At 57.6% G+C, this 17,476-nt stretch carries 22 protein-coding genes; 10 read left to right on the top strand and 12 right to left on the bottom strand.

Going from position 1 to position 17,476, the window contains the following annotated elements; genetic code table 11:
* Positions 1–40: 40 nt before the first annotated feature.
* The gene (locus tag NTD87_RS23315; protein WP_262116548.1) at positions 41–1,105 is read right to left on the bottom strand and encodes an NAD(P)H-dependent flavin oxidoreductase; all 1,065 of its coding nucleotides are present in this window, start codon (positions 1,103–1,105) and stop codon (positions 41–43) included.
* A gap of 199 nt (positions 1,106–1,304) precedes the next feature.
* Here NTD87_RS23315 and NTD87_RS23310 point away from each other — a divergent pair, with 199 nt between their 5' ends.
* Positions 1,305–2,288 carry an MDR family oxidoreductase gene (locus NTD87_RS23310; protein WP_262116547.1) on the top strand — a complete coding sequence of 328 codons (984 nt, stop codon included), beginning with the start codon at positions 1,305–1,307 and terminating at the stop codon, positions 2,286–2,288.
* 18 nt (positions 2,289–2,306) lie between these two features.
* Positions 2,307–2,765, top strand: a complete 459-nt coding sequence (locus NTD87_RS23305) for a GyrI-like domain-containing protein (protein ID WP_262116546.1) — start codon at positions 2,307–2,309, stop codon at positions 2,763–2,765.
* On the opposite strand, the gene ada is transcribed toward NTD87_RS23305, so the two are convergent.
* From ada to NTD87_RS23280, 5 genes are all read right to left on the bottom strand, one after another.
* A complete protein-coding gene (gene ada / locus NTD87_RS23300; protein WP_262116545.1) occupies positions 2,762–3,823 on the bottom strand; it encodes a bifunctional DNA-binding transcriptional regulator/O6-methylguanine-DNA methyltransferase Ada in 1,062 nt (353 codons plus the stop codon). The genes NTD87_RS23305 and ada overlap by 4 nt on opposite strands.
* A gap of 85 nt (positions 3,824–3,908) precedes the next feature.
* Positions 3,909–4,571, bottom strand: a complete 663-nt coding sequence (gene alkB / locus NTD87_RS23295) for a DNA oxidative demethylase AlkB (protein ID WP_410017512.1) — start codon at positions 4,569–4,571, stop codon at positions 3,909–3,911.
* 4 nt (positions 4,572–4,575) lie between these two features.
* Positions 4,576–5,292, bottom strand: coding sequence for a 2OG-Fe(II) oxygenase (locus NTD87_RS23290; RefSeq protein ID WP_262116563.1), 717 nt, complete (start codon positions 5,290–5,292; stop codon positions 4,576–4,578).
* Between the two features lie 207 nt (positions 5,293–5,499).
* A complete protein-coding gene (locus NTD87_RS23285) occupies positions 5,500–5,670 on the bottom strand; it encodes a hypothetical protein (protein ID WP_262116543.1) in 171 nt (56 codons plus the stop codon).
* Positions 5,671–5,705: 35 nt separating this feature from the next.
* Positions 5,706–6,008, bottom strand: coding sequence for a DUF1883 domain-containing protein (locus tag NTD87_RS23280; protein WP_019690029.1), 303 nt, complete (start codon positions 6,006–6,008; stop codon positions 5,706–5,708).
* Here NTD87_RS23280 and NTD87_RS23275 point away from each other — a divergent pair.
* From NTD87_RS23275 to NTD87_RS23265, 3 genes are all read left to right on the top strand, one after another.
* Entirely contained in the window at positions 6,007–6,153 is a 147-nt protein-coding gene (locus NTD87_RS23275; RefSeq protein ID WP_262116542.1) for a hypothetical protein, read from the top strand. The genes NTD87_RS23280 and NTD87_RS23275 overlap by 2 nt on opposite strands.
* Positions 6,154–6,222: 69 nt before the next feature.
* Positions 6,223–6,576: a hypothetical protein gene (locus tag NTD87_RS23270; RefSeq protein ID WP_262116541.1), complete on the top strand. Its 354-nt coding sequence runs from the start codon at positions 6,223–6,225 to the stop codon at positions 6,574–6,576.
* Between the two features lie 136 nt (positions 6,577–6,712).
* Complete coding sequence (locus tag NTD87_RS23265) at positions 6,713–6,943, top strand: hypothetical protein (RefSeq protein WP_262116540.1); 231 nt, start codon at positions 6,713–6,715, stop codon at positions 6,941–6,943.
* Between the two features lie 21 nt (positions 6,944–6,964).
* On the opposite strand, the gene NTD87_RS23260 is transcribed toward NTD87_RS23265, so the two are convergent.
* Both NTD87_RS23260 and NTD87_RS23255 read right to left on the bottom strand, forming a co-directional pair.
* A complete protein-coding gene (locus NTD87_RS23260; protein ID WP_262116539.1) occupies positions 6,965–7,246 on the bottom strand; it encodes a hypothetical protein in 282 nt (93 codons plus the stop codon).
* Between the two features lie 138 nt (positions 7,247–7,384).
* Positions 7,385–7,573 (bottom strand): hypothetical protein, encoded by a 189-nt coding sequence (locus NTD87_RS23255; protein WP_262116538.1) that lies wholly within the window; start codon positions 7,571–7,573, stop codon positions 7,385–7,387.
* A 256-nt stretch (positions 7,574–7,829) separates the two neighbouring features.
* Between NTD87_RS23255 and galU the strand changes: the two genes are divergently transcribed.
* The 4 genes from galU (at position 7,830) to ahpF (ending at position 12,687) form a co-directional block, all read left to right on the top strand.
* Positions 7,830–8,669 carry a UTP--glucose-1-phosphate uridylyltransferase GalU gene (gene galU, locus NTD87_RS23250; RefSeq protein ID WP_095108460.1) on the top strand — a complete coding sequence of 280 codons (840 nt, stop codon included), beginning with the start codon at positions 7,830–7,832 and terminating at the stop codon, positions 8,667–8,669.
* 128 nt (positions 8,670–8,797) lie between these two features.
* Positions 8,798–10,156, top strand: coding sequence for a glutathione-disulfide reductase (gorA, locus tag NTD87_RS23245; protein ID WP_262116537.1), 1,359 nt, complete (start codon positions 8,798–8,800; stop codon positions 10,154–10,156).
* 279 nt (positions 10,157–10,435) lie between these two features.
* Positions 10,436–10,999 (top strand): alkyl hydroperoxide reductase subunit C, encoded by a 564-nt coding sequence (gene ahpC, locus NTD87_RS23240; RefSeq protein WP_262116536.1) that lies wholly within the window; start codon positions 10,436–10,438, stop codon positions 10,997–10,999.
* 125 nt (positions 11,000–11,124) lie between these two features.
* Complete coding sequence (ahpF, locus tag NTD87_RS23235; RefSeq protein WP_262116535.1) at positions 11,125–12,687, top strand: alkyl hydroperoxide reductase subunit F; 1,563 nt, start codon at positions 11,125–11,127, stop codon at positions 12,685–12,687.
* Positions 12,688–12,830: 143 nt separating this feature from the next.
* On the opposite strand, the gene gloA is transcribed toward ahpF, so the two are convergent.
* Positions 12,831–13,352: a lactoylglutathione lyase gene (gloA, locus tag NTD87_RS23230; RefSeq protein ID WP_262116534.1), complete on the bottom strand. Its 522-nt coding sequence runs from the start codon at positions 13,350–13,352 to the stop codon at positions 12,831–12,833.
* Between the two features lie 197 nt (positions 13,353–13,549).
* Between gloA and NTD87_RS23225 the strand changes: the two genes are divergently transcribed.
* On the top strand, positions 13,550–14,086 hold the full coding sequence (locus NTD87_RS23225) for a DUF4946 domain-containing protein (RefSeq protein WP_262116533.1): 537 nt from the start codon (positions 13,550–13,552) through the stop codon (positions 14,084–14,086).
* 196 nt (positions 14,087–14,282) lie between these two features.
* On the opposite strand, the gene NTD87_RS23220 is transcribed toward NTD87_RS23225, so the two are convergent.
* The 3 genes from NTD87_RS23220 to NTD87_RS23210 all read right to left on the bottom strand — a co-directional run bounded on the left by NTD87_RS23220 (position 14,283) and on the right by NTD87_RS23210 (position 17,450).
* Positions 14,283–14,645 (bottom strand): histone-like nucleoid-structuring protein, MvaT/MvaU family, encoded by a 363-nt coding sequence (locus NTD87_RS23220; RefSeq protein ID WP_145020651.1) that lies wholly within the window; start codon positions 14,643–14,645, stop codon positions 14,283–14,285.
* Positions 14,646–14,891: 246 nt separating this feature from the next.
* Positions 14,892–16,427 (bottom strand): EAL domain-containing protein, encoded by a 1,536-nt coding sequence (locus tag NTD87_RS23215; RefSeq protein WP_262116532.1) that lies wholly within the window; start codon positions 16,425–16,427, stop codon positions 14,892–14,894.
* A 150-nt stretch (positions 16,428–16,577) separates the two neighbouring features.
* On the bottom strand, positions 16,578–17,450 hold the full coding sequence (locus NTD87_RS23210) for a LysR family transcriptional regulator (RefSeq protein WP_262116531.1): 873 nt from the start codon (positions 17,448–17,450) through the stop codon (positions 16,578–16,580).
* Positions 17,451–17,476 lie beyond the last annotated feature (26 nt).

Here is a 17,476-nt window from a genome sequence, read left to right as displayed (position 1 = left end):
GCCGAACGCAGCCTCGCAGGCTCGGCAGCTGCTACGGGGATTAGAGGCGAGTCAATTTGGCCAGCGCCTCGTCAGCCAGGCGTCGGGTCAGTTCAGCAGTCGGTAATTCAACGCCCAGTCGCAGCGCTTGCCCGGCCCAGAGGTTGCTGAAGTCCGCTTCACCCTTGGCGCGCAGGGGCATCAGCGCGCCGCCGGCCAACGGGAAGGCCGGGGCTTGTGGACTGATCGGGCCGAGTTCGCGCATGACCCGATTGAGAATCCCCCGCGCCGGGCGCCCGGTGAAAATGTTGGTCAGTGCCGTCTCGCTTTCCTTGGCGGTGCGCAGCGCCCGGTGATGGGAGGCACTGACCTTGGCCTCCGGAGTAAACAAATAGGCGGTGCCCAGTTGCACCGCCGAGGCGCCCAAGGCAAATGCGGCGACAATCCCGCGCGCATCGCCAATCCCGCCAGCGGCTATCACCGGCACGCTGACGGCATCGACAATTTGCGGCACCAGGGCAAAGGTGCCGACCTGACTGCTCAGGTCCTCGCTGAGAAACATCCCGCGATGGCCTCCAGCCTCGTAGCCCATGGCGATGATCGCGTCGCAACCATGCCGTTCAAGCCAGACCGCCTCATCGACAGTGGTCGCCGAAGACAGGATTTTTGCCCCTGTGGCTTTGACTCGGTCCAGCAGGGATTTTTCCGGGAGGCCGAAGTGAAAACTCACCACCTTCGGACAGAACTCCTCGACCACCGCGCAGGCGGCGTCATCGAACGGTGTTCGATTGGAAATCGGTGTCGGTGCGTCGAAGTCAGCGCCCAGTTCGCGGTAATACGGTTCCAGCAGATTTTTCCATTGCCGGGCGCGTTGCTCATCGGCCACCGGTGGTTGATGGCAGAAGAAGTTCACATTGAACGAGCGCTGGCTGTGTTGGCGGATGATCTTCAGCTCTTCGCGCAATTGTTCGACGCTCAGCAGGGCCGCTGGCATGGAGCCGAGGGCGCCGGCATTGCTGGCCGCGATGACCATGGCCGATCCGGTAGCGCCGGCCATGGGGGCCTGGATGATGGGCAACTCGATGCCGAGCAGATCAAGAATGCGGGTATCAGGCCACTGGCTCATTGGGACGTCCTCTTCATGACAAGAGCGGATTTTGTAACAGGAGTCGCCGCCCCAAGGCCAGTGGCCTTTAGGTGCAGGTGTCGAGTGCAGAAAAGCGTAGCCCTCGGTTGTGATATCGGTCATGGCTTTTTTGTACAACGGCTGCGAAGGTATTCGTTCGGGCTCGCCCTTCGACTAACGATCAAGTCAGGAGACAACCATGTTCAACGGCATTTTGATTGAGAAAGATGACAGCGGTTACCGCGCCAATCTCCGGGAAATCGGCGAAGATCAGCTGCCCGACGGCAATGTCACGGTTCGAGTGGCGTACAGCACGCTGAACTTCAAGGATGGCCTGGCGATTACCGGTGCAAGTCCCGTGGTACGCAAATTTCCGATGGTGCCAGGGATCGATCTGGCAGGTACGGTCGACGTCAGCAGCCATCCGGATTTCAAGGCCGGCGACAAGGTGTTGCTCAATGGTTGGGGCGTGGGTGAAGGTCATTGGGGTGGGCTGGCACAGAAGGCGCGGCTCGATGGCGATTGGCTGATCCCGTTGCCTGCGGCGTTCACCGAGGCCCAGGCCATGGCTATCGGCACGGCCGGTTACACGGCGATGCTGAGCATTCTGGCACTGGAGCGTAACGGCGTGACCCCGCAGCAAGGTGAAGTGCTGGTCACGGGCGCCAACGGTGGCGTCGGCAGTTTCGCCATCGCACTGCTGGCCAAACTGGGTTATCGGGTGGTTGCCTCCACCGGCCGCACCTCGGAACACGCGTACCTGAAGCAACTGGGTGCCAGCGAGATCATCGACCGCGCCAGTCTTTCCGAACCGGGCAAACCGTTGGCCAAGGAGCGTTGGGCGGCGGTGGTTGATTCGGTCGGCAGCCACACACTGGCCAACGCTTGTGCCAGCACTCGGGCCAATGGCACTGTGGCCGCATGCGGTTTGGCACAAGGCATGGATTTCCCGGCGTCCGTTGCCCCGTTCATTTTGCGCGGCATCACTTTGGCCGGGATCAACAGCGTGACCCAACCCAAAGCCAACCGCATCGTTGCCTGGGATCGTTTGGCAGCCGATCTGGATTTCACGTTGTTACCGCTGATCAGTCATGAAATCGCCTTGAGCGAAGCGATTGAGGCGGCATCGCGGTTGCTGGCCGGCCAGTTGCGTGGCCGGGTAGTGGTGGATGTGAATCGTTAACTACGGAGGAATTGTTCCATGGATTTGAAGCAACTCGAGATTTCACCATTCCGCGTGTCGGGACTGCGTGTACGTACGCTCAACAGTGCTGAGCAGCAGGCAGCTACCGCCAGAATCGGTCCGATGTGGCAGCGATTTTTTGTCGATGGGCTGTTTGACAAGATTGCCAACAAGAAACCGGACTCGCCGGCTTACGGGGTGTACTCCAACTATGAGTCCGATGCCTCGGGTTCTTTCGATGTGACGGCCGGGGTGGCGGTCACTGAAGCCGCCCCCGGTTACGAAACCATTGAGGTGCAGGGCGGCCAGTATCTGATTTTCGAGGCGAAGGGGGCGATGCCGGGCTGTGTCATCGAGGCGTGGGGCAGAGTCTGGGCGTATTTTGAGGCCAATCCGCAGGTCAAACGCCGATTTGTCACCGATTTCGAAGCCTATACCGGCCCTGAGTCAGTGGCAGTGCACATCGGCATTGTCTAAGGCTGGGTTTCACGCGCAAGCAGTTGACGCTTGCGCTCCACGCCCCAGCGATAGCCCGAGAGGTTGCCGTCGCTGCGCACCACCCGGTGGCAGGGAATCGCCACCGCGAGGCTGTTGGCGGCGCAGGCCTGGGCCACGGCGCGCACCGCTTTGGGTGCGCCGATGCGCTGCGCAATCTCGGCGTAGCTGGCGGTGCTGCCCGGCGGGATATCCCGCAGCGCCATCCACACCCGCTCCTGAAAGGCCGTGCCGCGCACATCCAGCGGCAAGTCCAGGCCAAGCGCTGGCGCCTCGATGAAACCCACTACCTTGGCAATCAGTTGCTCGAAGTCAGGGTCGGCACCGATCAGGTTGGCCTGGCGGAACTTGTCTTGCAGGTCACAGACCAGTGCGTGGGGATCGTCACCCAATAGGATCGCGCACACCCCGCGCTGACTTTGTGCCACCAGAATTGCTCCCAGCGAACATTGGCCAACGGCAAACCGGATGTCGGTGTTCTGGCCTGCGGCGCGGTAGTCGCTGGGTTTCATGCCGAGCAGATGGTCGGCGGACTCGTAGAAGCGGCTGTTGGAATTGAAGCCTGCGTCATACAGCGCGTCAGTCACTGAGTCGGCGACCTCCAGGCGCTCACGAACCCTGCGTGAACGCTGCGCGGTGGCGTAACCCTTGGGCGTCAGGCCGGTGACTGCCTTGAACACCCGGTGAAAATGGAAGGGGCTCATGCGTGCAGCCTCTGCCAGCTCGTTCAAACTGGGCAAGGTCTCGGCGGACTCGATTTGCCGGCAAGCCGCAGCGACCAATGTGGCGTGTTGTGCGGCGAGATGAGTCTGGTCCGCCGCCGCACGTTTGCTCGGGCGATAACCGGCAGCCAGAGCCTGTTCCTCGGTGTCGAAAAACTCGACGTTCTCCGGTTTCGGCAGCCGCGCCAGGCTGCTGGGGCGGCAATAGATCCCGGTGGTTTTCACCGCGTAGACAAATTGCCCGTCGGCACGTGGGTCGCGAGCCAGTACCGCGGACCAACGGGGATCTTGCTCAGTGGTGTGTTCGGCAGTAGTCATTGGGTATTACCGGTTGAAGATTCAGTTCAGCCTAGCGAGTGTAAGCGGCAAGGACACTCCGGCGCTTGCGGTCAAATTCCGGGTTTCATCCTGCGGTGCGGAACGTGAAGTTGATCCGTTGTGCACCCAGTTGTGGGTGATGGCCATCCTTGAGCGGCAGCACGCCGTGATAACGCAAGCGATCCACGCCGCCCCACACCACGATGTCACCGTGTAACAGCGGTACTCGCTGGCTCTTGTCGCTACGCGCAAATCCCCCGAACAGAAACATCGCCGGCAGGCCGAGAGACACCGAAACAATCGGCGGATCGTAGGAGCGTTCATCCTTGTCCTGGTGCAATGACATCCTGGCGCCCGGCAGGTATCGGTTGATCAGGCAGGCATCTGGCTCAAAGCGAGGGAAACCGGCCTCTCGCGCCGCAGCCTGCGCCAATTCCCGAAAGACCTCGGGCATCGCCGGCCAAGGCTGGCCGCTCACGGGGTCGTTGCGGGTGTAACGATAGCCGCTGCGATCAGTGGTCCAGCCCAGCGTGCCACAACTGCTCAAACCGACAGACATGGTAAAGCCGCCAGGTGTCACCATCTGCCGAAACGGTGCGGCCAGTAAAATCTTCTCCAGTGCCGGCAGTAATCGCTCCATCCACGGCAGGGCAAAGCCTCGGAAAACGAAAGACTGTTCGCCGATCTGCTCGGTCCGGGCCGGTTGCCGATCTTCATCGGCAAACAGATCGAAGGTGACGGGGGGCATTTCGTTACTGCGCATCGTGGAAGATCACTCCAAGGGTATGCCGTTTGCCGCTGTGCAGGCGGCTGACACCGTGGCGCAAGTTCACCCGGTAATCGCCGCGAACACCTTTGACCGGCCGCTGATGCACAGCAAAGATCAGCGCATCACCTTTCTCAAGGCTCATCACCATGGGCCGTGACTGCATCCGCGGCCGCTGTTCGGTGAGCACGAACTCTCCGCCGGTAAAGTCTTCGCCTGGGGCTGACAGTAAAATGGCCACTTGCAACGGGAACACATGTTCGCCGTACAGATCCTGATGCAAACAGTTGTAGTCCTGCGGGCCATATTGGAGCAACAGTGGCGTAGGGCGCTCCTGTCCTGCCTCATGACAGCGTTGCACAAACGTCTCGTGCTTCATGGGAAAACGGCTGGGCAAGCCCATCCGTTCGTTCCAGCGGTTGGCCAGCGGGACAAGCCTTGGGTACAGCGTGCTACGCAGGCGAGCAACGATGTCTGGCAGCGGGTATTTGAAATACTTGTACTCGCCGCGACCGAAACCATGCCGGGCCATTATCACTTGCGAGCGGAAAAACTCTGGCCGGGCGTAGAGTGCGCTGAGGTCGTCACATTGCTCAGGGCTCAGCAGTCCTTTGATCGTCGCGCAACCGTCCCGATCGAGGTCTTGCTCCAGGGTAGGCCAGTCCAGTGCGTTGATACGCGAAGTCAGAGGTTGTTCGCCCATCGCACAGACGCTGTTGATAGAGCGTTCTACGGGGGCGTTGTGCTGCGAAGAAGAGGGCATGTCCCGGCTCCTGAACTCAAGGTTGAGGTTGGCCAGTCTAGGGAGTTCAAGGGTAGGCGACACTCCGGTGCTTGCGGTCGAACTCCGGAGTGGCTGCCGAGGGGCGTTCAGCGGTGCATGATGTCCCTGCGCCGGAGCTTGTCCGCGTTACAGCGCTTTGCTCACGCTGATATCGCTGATGATGTCTGACGTTTCCCCATGAATGGCTGCGAGCGCGGCCTTGGCCTCGGCTTCGGTGCCATTCTCAAGCTGGGCGAACTCGAAGCGGCGCTCGCCGTTGAGTTTGTATTTGATGACGTACTTGGTCGTTTGGGCCACGGTCGTACCTGTCTGTCGCAGTGCGGGCTGGAGTGTCAGCTGAGTTTCGAGCTGGACCGGCGGATGATTTTGATCGAGTGAGTCAGGGTCGGTTTGCGGGTCACGCTGATCGGCCGGCGGTTGACCGTGTCGATGGTGATGTTCCAGAAACCGGTGCTCGGCGCGGTGATCTTCGCAGGGAAGGTGTCGAATGCGCCGCCGTGGTAGGTATGGCGGCCGCCATTCTTGAAACTGCGAAAATTGGCGTCGTTCATGAGGCGGATGTTGCACATTTGGGAGCATTGAATGACAACGATGTCATCTTCGTTGAGGTGCTCGCGCTGGTGGATAAATTTCATGGGGGCGCCTCCAGAAGGGCTTTTTCTACTAAATCAAAACGATAGCATGGGCGATGGCGCAGTTTATCAGCCCGAACGGTTTATTATTGGGTTGCCGCTGGCCGCTTTGACAATTAAAAACAGTTATTCGGGTTTTTATGAGTGATAAAGCAGCGGTCCTCGGAGAAAAACAGTATTTGTGCTGTCGGAGGAGGGTCTTTATTGGAGGATTTATATGAAACGGGGCGTTTTGGTACTGGCGTTGGCAATAAGTGGTTGTGCGACAGTCTCGGACATTAATCAGACGCTGCCGACCATGAATGTGATCTCGGGGAAAAAGCCCCAGGAGTACGCCAACTGCGTGGCCGGTAAGCTGGCCAAGAGCCGTGGGCCGCTACAGATGGAGCCGCATAAGGATGGCGTGCAGGTCATTGTTCCTGGAAAACTGTCCGCAGGCCCTGCAGCGGTATTCGATATCGAAGAGCGATCTGGCGGTAGCAGCATCAAGCTCCACGAGAGCATGTCCAATGTGCCGTTTCGGCCTGGGGATGTGCAGGACGCGGCCAACAAGTGCATCTCTGGCTCATAGTTTTTTTGGCGATTTCCCCCTCGCTCGCTGAATGTGAAATTAGCTGATTGACCCTATCGCCCGATAAACTGTCGCCCATCGACACAATGCCGTCCGGGCCAGCGCTTTGGCGGTATTGTCATTTATGGAGTGGCCAATGAAGCGAGAGCAAGTAAGAGAGCGGCATGCAGAGGGGCACATCTCTGCGACCCATGTGATTCAAAATCCGGCAAATTCCGGGGAATGGATCGTGTTCTTCAAGAAAAGTGCAGGGCGCAGTTATTTCCTGGTGGATGAAAACGACGAGGTCGAGTCCTTCAGCCAGCTGGATGATTTGATCGAGACGGTGCGTGGCCTCGGGATCAAATTCGCTGAAATTCACATGTAACGGCCAACAGCGGTTTGCCGGTTACTTACACACCACCACGACACTGCGGCTCTTGAAGTTACCAACATCGAGGCCCAGGGTCTTGTCGCTTTCCTTGGTGGCTGGCGTGCCGTCGGTGCCAATGATCCGATAGCCGGTTCCGGCGCAGGAAGCATCAGCTTTCTCGTAGCACTTGGCCCAGGAATTGGCTTCGCCCGAGCAGTCGATCGACAGACCCTGCTCGCCGTCATCCAGGTAGGTTTTTGACGCGGTGGCGCATCCGCTCAAGGCCAATACCGCAATCAGAGCCAGATATTTTTTCATGGGGTGGTCATCAGCGAGTGGAAAGGGCGTAAAGGGCACGAGTCGCCCTTCGGCGAGATGCTATAGCGAATGGCCATTTCGGTACAGACAAACGCAAAAGAGCCCTGCGCGTTGGCAGGGCTCTTTGGGGTGGCGGTGTTACTCAGGCTTGGCGCCGCGACGCTTGGGCGCAGGCGGGGTGTCTTGCAGCACCGAGGCCACTTCAATCGCCAATGCTTCGGTGGGGAAAGGCCCGGCGATGTTTTCGCCACCGGTGCTGTCAACCCACCATTGGCCGTCTTTAGCCTGATTGATCAGGTAACCGTTCACGCTTTTTGCTGCCGACATCTATCTGCCTCGTTGGCTGGTTCAATCGCGCAATGATAACTGGAAAAGTGCCTGGTTGCGTTCACTGGTCTAAAGTGAAGCCTTTGCGTTGTTCCGCAAGCGTTGGCCTGGAGGCCATAAATGCGTCGCTACGGAACTATCCGCTGGAATATTTCTCTATGATGGCATCGGTTAGCCAGCGTGGGGCATTGTAAGGTGCTCGCCGCCTGATTAGACTGCGCCGAAACTCGTACACACAGCCCTTTCAAGGACTTTTATGATCAAGAAATGCTTGTTCCCAGCAGCCGGTTACGGTACTCGCTTCCTGCCAGCGACTAAAGCCATGCCTAAAGAAATGCTGCCGGTGGTGAACAAGCCACTGATCCAGTACGGCGTTGAAGAAGCGCTGGACGCTGGTTTGACAGAAATCTCCATCGTTACCGGTCGTGGCAAGCGCGCCCTGGAAGACCACTTCGACATCTCCTATGAGCTGGAAAACCAGATCAAAGGGACTGATAAAGAGAAGTACCTGGTCGGCATCCGCAAGCTGCTCGATGAGTGCTCGTTCTCCTACACCCGTCAAACCGAAATGAAAGGCCTGGGTCACGCGATTCTGACCGGTCGTCCATTGATCGGTGACGAACCGTTCGCGGTCGTGCTGGCGGACGACTTGTGCGTCAACCTGGAAGGCGACGGCGTACTGACCCAGATGGTCAAACTGTACAAACAGTACCGTTGCACCATCGTGGCGATCCAGGAAGTCGACCCACAGGAAACTCACAAATACGGCGTGATCGCTGGCGATCTGATCGGTGATGACCTGTATCGCGTACGCAACATGGTCGAGAAACCAAAGCCGGAAGACGCTCCATCCAACCTGGCGATCATTGGTCGTTACATCCTGACTCCGGACATCTTCAAGTTGATCGAAGAAACCGAGCCTGGCAAAGGCGGCGAGATTCAGATCACCGACGCCCTGATGAAGCAGGCGCAAGACGGTTGCGTGATTGCCTACAAGTTCAAGGGCACGCGTTTTGACTGCGGTGGCGCTGAAGGCTACATCGAAGCGACCAACTTCTGCTTCGAACACTTCTACAAGACGGGCAAGGCTTACTAAGAGCGCTTCGCTGTTTTGTTCTGAAAGCCACCTTCGGGTGGCTTTTTCATTTTCCGGCCCCATGTAATTCGCAGCGCTGACCGAGAAAGCTGCAGCGGGTATGCTGGTGGCCTGCCGAGGAGATTGAAATGGCCTACGATTTTGACCTTTATGTGATTGGCGCCGGTTCTGGCGGCGTACGTGCAGCACGCTTCGCTGCAGGTTTCGGCGCGAAAGTGGCCGTGGCCGAGAGCCGCTATCTGGGCGGAACCTGCGTTAACGTTGGCTGCGTTCCGAAAAAACTGCTGGTCTACGGTGCGCATTTCGCCGAAGACTTCGAGCAGTCGCAGGGCTTTGGCTGGTCGTTGGGGGAGGCAAATTTCGATTGGGCAACGCTGATCGCCAACAAGGATCGCGAGATCAATCGTCTGAACGATATCTACCGCAACCTGCTGGTCGCAAGCGGTGTGACCTTACATGAAGGTCACGCCAAAATCGTTGGCCCGCATGAGGTCGAGATCAATGGCGAGCGCCATACCGCCAAACACATTCTGGTTGCCACGGGCGGCTGGCCGCAGATCCCCGAGATTCCTGGGCATGAGCACGCCATCAGCTCCAACCAGGCCTTCTTCCTCAAAGAACTGCCCAAGCGTGTTCTGGTGGTCGGCGGCGGTTATATCGCCGTAGAGTTCGCCGGGATTTTCCACGGTCTGGGCGCCGAAACCACGTTGTTGTATCGCGGTGACCTGTTTCTGCGCGGCTTCGACGGTGCGGTACGCAAGCATTTACAGGAAGAATTGACCAAGCGCGGGATGAATCTGCAATTCAATGCCGACATCGAGCGCATTGAAAAGCAGGTCGACGGCAGTTTGAGCGTGACCCTCAAAGATGGTCGCGAGTTGCAGACGGACTGCGTGTTCTACGCCACGGGTCGTCGTCCAATGGTGGACAACCTTGGGTTGGAAAACACCCAGGTCACGCTCGACAAGAAAGGTTTTGTCGAAGTCGACGAGCAATACCAAACCGCTGAACCGTCGATTCTGGCGATTGGCGATGTGATCGGTCGTGTGCAACTGACGCCAGTGGCCCTGGCTGAAGGCATGGCGGTGGCGCGTCGGCTGTTCAAGCCGGAGCAGTATCGTCTGGTCGACTACAAGATGATTCCCACCGCCGTATTCAGCTTGCCGACCATCGGCACTGTCGGCCTGAGTGAAGAGCAGGCCAGGGAAGAAGGCTATGAGGTACAGATTTTCGAAAGCCGTTTCCGGCCGATGAAGCTGACCTTGACCGAGTGCCAGGAGCGCACGCTGATGAAGCTGGTGGTGGACGCCAAGACCGACAAGGTCCTGGGTTGCCACATGGTCGGTCCGGACGCGGGTGAGATCGTTCAGGGCCTGGCGATTGCCTTGAAGGCTGGCGCCACCAAGCGCGATTTCGACGAAACCATCGGCGTGCATCCTACTGCTGCCGAAGAATTCGTCACCATGCGCACGCCGGTAGCGGGTTAATCATCTTTTAGTGCCTCTGAAGCTGTGTCTGGCTCTGTGTTAATAGCGCACGCCAGATGCTGCTGCGCTGCCATGCGCTATGTTGAAGCCAGCCCGTTTCTCGGGATGGCCCGGATCGCTAAAAAAAGTCGTTGGTGAGTAGATACGGTTTTCTTCTATTAATAGTGTTGGCTAATAGCGAAAACCAATTAGCAGCATCAGGTTTGCCAATGAGCCATCAGGCGATCGACTGGGTAGGATTCACTTCATCAACTTTTCAACCCTGACGGAGAGTCAACGATGCCTATCATCAACAGCCAAGTAAAACCGTTCAAAGCTACCGCGTACAAAAACGGCCACTTCGTCGAAGTGTCGGACGCCGATCTGAAAGGCAAATGGTCTGTAGTGTTCTTCTACCCAGCCGACTTCACCTTCGTTTGCCCAACCGAACTGGAAGACCTGGCTGACAACTACGCCGAGTTCCAGAAGCTGGGCGTAGAAATCTACAGCGTGTCGACCGACACCCACTTTGCCCACGCTGCATGGCACAACACTTCGCCTGCAATCGAAAAAATCCGGTACACAATGATCGGCGACCCGACCCACGTCATCTCCCGCAACTTCGACGTGCTGATCGAAGAAGTCGGTCTGGCTGACCGCGGCACTTTCGTGATCAACCCTGAAGGCCAGATCAAAATCGTCGAACTGAACGACGGCGGCGTTGGCCGTGACGCTTCCGAGCTGCTGCGCAAAATCAAGGCTGCTCAATACGTCGCTGCTCACCCAGGCGAAGTCTGCCCAGCCAAATGGAAAGAAGGCGAGGCCACTCTGGCGCCGTCTCTGGACCTGGTCGGCAAGATCTAAGTCTGTGAGCCACTCAAGAGCGGTAATCCGCACTTAGTAAGCTGCACCGCCCAAAATAACGCCCGGGCGAGATTCGCTCGGGCGTTGTTTTTTCTACCGTATTCAAAAGCATGGAAATCGCCCGTATGTTGGACGCCAATCTTAAAGCTCAGTTGAAGTCATACCTGGAACGGGTCACCCAGCCGATCGAGATCGTCGCCTCCCTCGACGACGGTGCGAAATCCCAGGAAATGCTCGCGTTACTCAAAGACGTTGCCAGTCTTTCCCAGCAGATTACCTTGCTCGACAACGGTACCGATGTGCGCAAGCCATCGTTCTCGTTGAATCGCCCGGGAAGCGATATCAGCCTGCGTTTCGCCGGCATCCCCATGGGCCATGAATTCACTTCGTTGGTATTGGCTTTGCTGCAAGTCGGCGGTCACCCTTCGAAGGCCAGTAGTGAAGTGATCGAGCAGATCCGCTCGCTCAAAGGCGAGTTCAACTTCGAGACCTACTTCTCGCTGTCGTGCCAGAACTGCCCGGACGTGGTCCAGGCGCTGAACCTGATGGCGGTGCTTAACCCGAACATCCGTCACGTTGCTATTGACGGCGCGTTGTTCCAGGACGAAGTCAACGATCGTCAGATCATGGCCGTGCCCAGCGTTTACCTGAACGGCGTGAACTTCGGTCAGGGCCGCATGGGCCTGGAAGAAATCATCGCCAAGATCGACACCAGCGGTATCGAACGTCAGGCCGAGAAGATCAGCGCCAAAGAAGCCTTTGACGTACTGGTCGTCGGTGGTGGACCGGCCGGTGCTTCGGCGGCAATCTACGCGGCCCGTAAAGGCATTCGTACCGGCGTTGCGGCCGAGCGTTTTGGTGGTCAGGTGCTGGACACCATGGCCATCGAAAACTTTATTTCGGTACAGGAGACTGAAGGGCCGAAGCTCGCTGTTGCGCTGGAAGAACATGTCAAGCAATACGACGTCGACATCATGAACCTGCAACGCGCCGACAAGTTGCTGCCGGGCAGGAGCGGTGAGTTGCACGAGATCAAATTCGCCAGCGGCGCTTCACTGAAAGCCAGGACCGTGATTCTCGCGACCGGTGCTCGCTGGCGTGAAATGAACGTCCCGGGCGAGCAGCAATACCGTAACAAAGGCGTGGCGTACTGCCCGCACTGCGACGGCCCGCTGTTCAAAGGCAAGCGCGTTGCAGTGATTGGTGGTGGTAACTCGGGTGTCGAAGCGGCCATCGACCTGGCTGGCATCGTTGCTCACGTGACGCTGCTGGAATTCGATGTGCAGTTGCGTGCCGATGCGGTGTTGCAGCGTAAGTTGCACAGCTTGCCGAACGTGACCGTCATCACCAGCGCCCAGACCACTGAAGTGACGGGCGACGGGCAGAAGGTCAACGGGTTGCGCTACAAGGATCGTCAGTCGGGTGAAGTCTTGAGCGTCGAGCTGGAAGGGATCTTCGTGCAGATCGGTCTGTTGCCTAACACCGATTGGCTCAAGGGCACCGTCGAGTTGTCGCCGCGCGGCGAAATCATCGTCGACAACCGTGGTGAGACTTCGATACCGGGCGTGTTCGCTGCCGGTGACGTCACGACCGTGCCGTACAAACAGATCGTGATTGCGGTAGGCGAGGGTGCCAAGGCATCGCTGAGTGCTTTTGATCATCTGATCCGCACCTCGGCCCCGGCATAAACGTCAACGCTGAAAAGATAAAACCCCGTGAGCGATCATGGGGTTTTTTTGTGTGTGAATCAAAAGATCGCAGGCTACGCCAGCTCCTACAAAAGCCGGACCAGACTCGATTCTGTAGGAGCTGGCGAAGCCTGCGATCTTTTTTACAGCGGTGCCGGCTGAATGATTTCAACCCAGTACGCGTCCGGGTCTTTGATGAAGGCCAGGCTCTTCATGCGGCCGTCGTTCAGGCGTTTCTGGAAATCACAGCCCAGGGCTTCGAAGCGCTCGCAAGCGGCACGAATGTCCGGTACCGAGATGCAGATATGACCAAAACCGCGAGGGTCGGTGTTGCCGTTGTGGTAGGCGAAATCCGCGTCGTTCTCAGTGCCGTGGTTGTGAGTCAGCTCAAGAATGCCGGGAATCGATTTCATCCACTGGGTGCGTGCAGCGGCGTCGGCCGGGATCTGAGCTTTATCGACCAGTGCCAGGAAGTACAGGCTGAACTCGGCTTCCGGGAAATCGCGCTTTTCCACCAGCGTAAAACCGAGGATACGCGTGTAGAAGTCCAGGGATTTGGTGATGTCCTTGACCCGCAACATGGTGTGGTTGAAGACGAATTGTTGCGTGGCGGTGTCTGGTTGGGCGGTAACGCCTTGGAACGTATTCAGTTCGTGCAGGCTCATGAGCCCTCCGGAAAAAAAGTGGGGCAAACGGCGCTCGGGATAACGAGCTGTCCCTTGGCTTGCGGTTGATTGGGCTTTATTGCAGTGCGCCAATGATACGCAAGGGCTCGCGTTGCACCAAAGCAAAACCTTCGGCTATTGCCTGGTGACGTGGCTGGGCTCAGACTTTGACGCTCGCCCCTTCAGTGTTTAGCGCAATGAGTCGACCGTATAGCTATCTGTTTGTTTTGACCTGCCTGTTTTCGGCTGTTGCCAGTGCCGAGACGGTGCTTCCCGAGATTACCTGGCCCAGCGGCTGGGAAGTGCAAGTATTGCCGCAAGATGATGCGGCAGCTCAAACACCGGCCAGGGTTTCAAGGCAGCGGGCGGTGAAAAACGATGCAAGTGGCGATCCGGTGCTGGTCATGGAGTTGACCATGACCCAGGTTGAGCCTGGGCATGAAGTCAATTTGCAAGGCGTGCTGCTGGAAATGCGCAAGTCCGTGCAAAAGGATTTTTTCCAGGGCGGCTATCAAAGTGTTTGCAACAAAATCCATCCCGCTACATTGAGCCGGCTGCAAGCGCTGGAAACCACCTGTACGGTCACCCAGAATGGACGACATGTGTTGTCGCAAACATTAGTCGCGGCGGTAGATGCCGATAAGGCCTATGTTTTTTCCTATGCAGGCCAGGCCGAGGTTTATGCGGCTAGTCAGGATGAAATACGCGATGCGCGAAACAGTTTGAAACTTTAGTAGTGCGCTACAGCCTGCGTGTTTTCAGTGCCGAGGGTTATTGCTCAATATCCAAAGGGTTTAAGCATGAAGTTGAGGTAGGTGCTAAGGATATTTACCGGGCGTTTCCAACTGGATCGGCGATCATCGTTGCATTAGTGTAGATGAGCATAAAAAGCCCTGCATAGGCAGGGCTTTTGGTGGGACGCAGGGAAGCTTAAGCGCGCAGCCAGGAGTCAACGGTGCTCGCACCATATTGTTCCTTCCAGGCCTTCAGGCCGCGGTGATTGCCGCCCTTGGTTTCGATCAGTTCACCGGTGTGCGGGTTTTGATAAACCTTGACCACGCGGGCGCGGCGAGTTTTAGGTGCGACAGCCTGATGGAGGCTGGATTTTGGGTTCGGGTCAAGAATGGCGATGATGTCGCGCAGGCTCTTGCCGTAGGTTTTCATCAGCCCCTGGAGCTTTTCTTCGAATTCGATTTCTTTCTTGAGCCCGGCGTCGTTCTTCAGCGATTCCAGCTGCGCGAGCTGTTCTTGAAGGGCCTTTTCGGCTGCACGAAATTCAGCGAGTCTGGACAATATCTTTACTCCAATAGTGTGTTTGGCTGATACCAACCGCAAACAAAGCTATAAGCCAAGAGCCTTGTAGCGACTCGGTGTTAATGGCTCACCTGCCAATCTTGCACAGGCAAGAAAAATTGTAGTAGTTAATTCGCTCAGAGTAAATCATGTCTTTTTCATGATGTAACGCACGCTGCTGTTTGATGCAATGGGGTGCAGGGATCCATTTGTTGAGGATTTCCCTGGAGCGCTAAAAGCGGCTAATTAATGGCTGTTCAACGCAGTAATGAAATCGGCGCCCGGCATAGGTCGCCCAAATAGGTAGCCTTGCAGGAAGTTCACCCCGTGAGCGGCAAGATAATCACTCTGTTCAATGGTTTCGACACCTTCGGCAACGATACCAAGGTCCAGCTTGGCCGAGAGCTCAATGATGCTGTCGAGTATATGACGGGACAAGGCATCGACACCGATCATGGCCACAAAGCTTTGATCGATCTTCAGAAAGTCCACATTGAACTGACGCAAATAGCCCAGGCTCGAATGCCCGGTGCCGAAGTCATCGATTGCAATCATCACGCCCAGCTCATGTAACTGTTCGAACAATTGGAGGGTGATGGCGTTGGGTTCGATCAGCTCACGCTCGGTCAGCTCCAGGATCAGCGCGACCTTGCCTGGCGGGAAGGCGGCGAGAAATTCGCGGCAATCGTTGACCAGCTCAAGGTCATTGCAGTGGCTGGCGGTGATATTGATCCCGATGTGAAAGCGTTCCTGGAACGACGGCGCATGTGGGGCGAGTAACGCTGCCGTTTGGCGCATCAACGAGCGAGTCATCGGCACGATCAGGCCGCAATGCTCGGCGAATGGAATGAACAGGTCCGGACGCACCAGGCCTTCTTTCGGATGCTTCCAGCGCATCAGGACCTCGATGCCAGCCCACCGTTTAGTGTCGCCATAGACCACGGGTTGAAAGTAAGGAATGAACTCGCCGGCTTCCAGCGCCCGCTGCAGTTCGTGACTTGGGGATGACGCGCGTTTTTGTAGCCAATGACCAATGGTTCCGGCAATCGCCCCAAAGAAGATCAGCAGGCTGAACAGCGGCGGGTATTCGCTCTTCATGTAGCGCCAGACTTCGCCCTCGGGAAAACCGGCCTCTACTTCAAAGGCATACCGCGAAGATTCAAGATTGCTCCGGGCCACCGGTAATACGGGCAGGGCGCCCTCGTGAACCTGGCCATCGGCCGACATCCAGTGGGGGCCGACTTGCAGTAACAGCAGCGTCTTGCGGCCAATCAGCCGCAGAATGTTGCCCAGGTGGTAGCCGTCAAGGGAGGTCAGGGCGCCTTGTTTGCCTTCGCTGAGGCGATACACCAGCAGCGCGGTATTGGGTGTGACCGGGTTGCCGTTCATCAACCACAACTTGCCTTGGGTGTACTCGCCAGGATCAACCTCTGCTTTATAGTCGCCAAACAGTGAACTGCAATAGATGTTGTTGTCCCACACCAGATTGGTCGAGCGCACAAAGGGTCGGCGCGTGACTTGTTCGCGCAGGGCCAGTTCGACGTCGGCGCACGGTTGTCCGGCCAGCGGCAGCAGTTCTTGTGCCGCCATCGCGGTGTTGTCGAGCATCAAATCGAATTGACGCACCGCTTCTTCGGCCGTTTGCTGGGTGCTCTGCTCCAGCACCCGTTCGGCTTCCATGTGCAGAATGACGAAACCCAGCAGTACCGGAACCAGACCGATCAGCAGCGTGATGAGGTTGCGAGTCAGCGGCGTGCGACGGGCTTTGACGGTCAATGGCATTTGTGGAACCTGTGACGGTGGAGTAGGGCTCTTAGATAGAGTAGGGCTCTCAGATAAAGTAGTGCTCTCAAATGTAGGCAGGGCAACGGCTGCCTCCCCAAAAGAGTACAGACAAGGGCCATGATAGATGGCGTACAGGCTTTGTGCTTTTCAACGGTAGTTCAGGGACGCGGCCAGCTTGATAAACGCCAGGGTCGCTGGCGATGACTGGCGCTGGTCCAGCACCGCCAGACCAACCTGACGTTTGACCGGCGGTGAAAGGGGCTTTTTCACGTAGCGCGGCTGGGCAGCGTCCGGCAGCGACAGTTCGGCGACCAGTGTCAAGGCGTCGCCACGGCCGACGGTTTCCAGCGTGCTGAGCAATTGCGAACTGCGATAGCGAATGTCCGGGGTCAGCCGCGCAGTGCTGAACAGACGCGAAACCAGCTCCGAGGAGCCTGCTTCGGTAAGAATGAACGGGTCGTGACACAGATCACTCAAGCTCAGGCTGTCGCGCTGGGCGAGTTCATGAGTGGCCGGTATCAGCGCGACCATCTGGTCCTCCACCAACGCAAAGGTGTCGAAACGCTCCTCGGGCAGCACCACAAAGCCGATATCGATGCGCCGCTCTTCAAGCCATTGCAGCACTTGCCGATCCGGGCCTTCGTCGACATGAACCTCGATCCCCGGATAGGCCGCGCGGTAGTGCTGCAAAATCCTTGGCAGCAGTTTGATCGATGAAGTCGGTCCGAAAGAGCCGATACGCAGCGTGCCGCGCTTCATCCCGCGGGCATCCGCGGCTTCCTGACGCAGGGTGCTGGCCAGGCCGAGTATGGCGCGGACGCGTAACAGCAGCTGTTGTCCGATATCGCTGAGCTCAATGTGGGACTGATGCCTTCTGAGCAACTCGACGCCGAGTTCCTGCTCCAGCGACTTGATGGCGTGGGACACCGCCGACTGGGTGATGCCCAGACGGTTGGCCGCGCTGGTGAACCCATGGAGTTCGGCAACCAGCGAAAAAATCTCGAGTTGGGTCAGGGTCATGAGTATTTACTCATTTTACGATGATC

Source organism: Pseudomonas sp. 6D_7.1_Bac1 (assembly GCF_025465945.1).
Classification (GTDB): domain Bacteria; phylum Pseudomonadota; class Gammaproteobacteria; order Pseudomonadales; family Pseudomonadaceae; genus Aquipseudomonas.
The sequence above is the reverse complement of the archived record's forward strand: the minus strand, read 5'-3'. Positions and strand labels throughout refer to the sequence as shown.